Source organism: Bacteroides sp., from assembly GCA_036351255.1.
In the GTDB taxonomy this organism is placed as follows: domain Bacteria; phylum Bacteroidota; class Bacteroidia; order Bacteroidales; family UBA7960; genus UBA7960.
The window spans coordinates 1-3003 of the sequence record JAZBOS010000083.1 but is presented as its reverse complement, the minus strand read 5'-3'; the positions used below and the strand labels follow the sequence as shown (position 1 = coordinate 3003).

Here is a 3003-nt window from a genome sequence, read left to right as displayed (position 1 = left end):
CAGAGGCCGCAATAAAAGGCGATACGGAAGCCGGTATGGCGTTCTATGCCGATGACGTCTATTACATGCCCAGCTACATGAAAATGATAAAGGGAGTTGAGGCCATGAGAAAATTTGATGCAGAGAGGGAAGGGAAGGAGCCGGATATTACAGATATGAAACTCAATACCCTGGAAGTTATTAAGTCGGGTAATATGATTATTGAGATTGGGACTTATTCACTCAGCTTCATCATGCCTCAGACATCAGAAACCATCAATGATTACGGAAAGTATGTAACCATTTGGGAGAAAACTGATGACAGTATGAAGATCAAAGTTGAAATCTGGAATACTGACATGAATCCCTGGGCTATGACGCAGGAGAAACCGCAGGAGAAACCGCAGGAGAAAGACGGTGGGGTTGAGAAGAAAAATTAAAAAAAAGGCCGGCACAGCCGGCTTTTTTTTTTATGCTTCCGGACACTCATTCCGTTTAAGTTCCATGTATTTCTTTCTCCATCCAATCAGGAACAATCCAACAGCGTACAGCCCGATGTTAAAGATGCCGAGGGAAAACACCCCTATGGAAAATATGCCAACGGAAAAAATCCCAGCGGAAAAGATCCCGGCAGAAAAAATTCCAACGGAGAAGTTACCGGCAGAGAAATAATTTCTTGCGAAACCACCTGCACTCATCATATCCCCATAGTATAAGTTCAGGAACAAACCTGCAATAATCAATACAAGGGCTAAAATTAAGATCCAATACTTTTTCATGACGTTAAATTTTAAGTTTGACAATGCTGCAAACATACTATTGAAGGGCGTTACAAGTCAATTTTATGTGACGGCCTGCAGGGTTTTGTGACTAATGGCAATTAGATGGGATGAATGGCAAAAATCCGGGACGAATGGCAATTACTTTCTGGTTGAACCTAACCTTTCCCTGATGGAATTGATATAAGCCCTGCTTACGGGAATGAAATCATCCATTTCGGGAAGGTATAATTGCAGTCCCTGTGAATTGCCCTGAATCTTTTCGACAAGATCGAGGTTAACAATGTATGACCTGTGGGTTTTTGAGAGGGGCGGGAAACAGGATGCCAGTTCTTCTTCAATATTCTTCAATGTATTGCGCAAAACGGACCGCCTGATTTCTTTTTCATTTCGATAAAAGATGCTGATATAGTTCCCTTCAGATTGGATGAACAGCAGGTCGTTTAAGGATACCTGAAGGCTTTCTTTTTGATTCTCGGCGGGGATGTTGATATTGTTAGTGTTAACGGATACCGCCTTTTCATGTTCCTTTAGCTCTTCGTCCATCCTGCCGGCCAGTTCAAGGTTTTTTCGCAATTGTTTATTGTAATTCAATATCACAATGACGATTACAGGGAATATGCCTACCGCAAGTGTGTAAAGCTGGAATTGCAGGAACCCCAAAAGGTAAGATTCCGGAAAATTGAAAACCAATTTCGTGTACAAAAAATTGCCCAGGCCTATGGTGAAAAGGATCCATGCTATCCATAGCATTTCCTTGTATACTTTCCAGGATCTTTCTTTGAATACCGACGGGACAATATAATGTTCAAGCATAGTGTTAATGAACAGCACCAGGAAGTTTACCACGCCGTAACCTGCGATGAAAAGTATCTTGTATTTTGAATTTGCCAGGCTCAGCTCGAATGGCTGGAAAAATGCCAGGAATGCCACTACAAACAAACTGATCAGGAACGCCCTGAGCAGCGATTTCTTAAGGTTTGGACAATATGGATAGGGATCTGAGAGCTTCATGGTTTCTTAACGTCGAATAAAGATAGGCATATATGGCTGATAGTCATCTTTAATTGATATATATTTGCTGGTATGTCCCGAGTGTATGCCATAGGCGAATCCTTGCTTGATATATTCTTCAGGGATGGAGAGGTTTTTGCCAGCAGGCCGGGGGGATCAATGTTGAACACATCCGTATCCCTTGGCCGCCTGGGAATGCCGGTTTATATGCTTACGGAGTATGCCATGGACCAGGTTGGCCATGTCATTGAAAATTTCCTGAAAGACAATGGTGTAGGACTTGACCACATTTGCAGGTTTGAAGAAGGAAAGACGGCCCTGGCCCTTGCTTTCCTTGATGAAGGTGGCGAAGCGAGCTATGACTTTTACAAACATTATCCCGGGCAACGGCTTAAGATTAGCCTACCTGACTTCAAAGCGGGCGATATAGTTCTGTTCGGATCCTTTTACGCTCTCCTTCCTGAGATCCGCAGCCATATCATCCCCATTTTGAAAAAAGCGAAAGCCCGCGGAGCCCTGGTCATTTACGATCCGAATATCCGAAGCCCCCATAGGAAAGAGATTGATCAACTCCGGGTTGCCATCCTTGAGAACATTAGCATGGCAGATATAGTGAGAGGTTCAGATGAGGATTTTAATAACATATTCAACATTAATAATCCCCATGACGCCTTCGGTGAAGTTCAAAGATCTGGTTGCCAATGCTTAATATATACAATGAACAAGTCAGGTGTACATTTAATATCTAAAAAGCAAAACCAGTTTTACAAGGTGCCGGAGATCCAAACCATAAGTACGGTGGGAGCTGGCGACAGTTTTAATGCTGGTGTAATATATACTTTGTGGACAAAAAAGCTTGAAAGTAAGGATATACAAGTACTTCCGCTCCAAACCTGGAACGAAATCATTGAAACCGGTATCCAATTTGCTTCAATAGTATGCAAAAGCCTCGACAATTACATTCCCGTGGATTTCGCCAGTAAAATGAGGGGTTTGGCAGAGTGATTCTACCTGAGATGGCATCTCATTAACAATCTCTCCCCCAAAGCCTTGCCAAGCCTGCTTTTCCTTATAAAATACTGCAGGTAAAATTGCTTTTATTTTTTTCTGGGTTTTTTACGCTTGAAATATTGATAATCCAGGTAATATAATAGTTTGATTGAAAAGCTGTTGGTGGAAGGGGAGGAAAAGACTTCTCTGGCATTGCCGAAGAAGTCGACCGGGATATCTT

4 protein-coding genes are annotated in these 3003 nt (G+C 42.4%); 2 read left to right on the top strand and 2 right to left on the bottom strand.

All coding sequences use genetic code 11. The features are described from left to right. Positions 1-419, top strand: a 419-nt coding sequence (locus V2I46_07655; protein MEE4177368.1) for a DUF4440 domain-containing protein, incomplete at its 5' end; no start/stop codon positions are given. 30 nt (positions 420-449) lie between these two features. Here V2I46_07655 and V2I46_07650 read toward each other — a convergent pair. After that, positions 450-758, bottom strand: coding sequence for a hypothetical protein (locus V2I46_07650; protein ID MEE4177367.1), 309 nt, complete (start codon positions 756-758; stop codon positions 450-452). 141 nt (positions 759-899) lie between these two features. Then, positions 900-1772: a LytTR family DNA-binding domain-containing protein gene (locus V2I46_07645; GenBank protein ID MEE4177366.1), complete on the bottom strand. Its 873-nt coding sequence runs from the start codon at positions 1770-1772 to the stop codon at positions 900-902. A 72-nt stretch (positions 1773-1844) separates the two neighbouring features. On the opposite strand from V2I46_07645, the gene V2I46_07640 reads away from it, so the two are divergent. Beyond that, positions 1845-2777, top strand: coding sequence for a carbohydrate kinase (locus V2I46_07640; protein MEE4177365.1), 933 nt, complete (start codon positions 1845-1847; stop codon positions 2775-2777). Positions 2778-3003 lie beyond the last annotated feature (226 nt).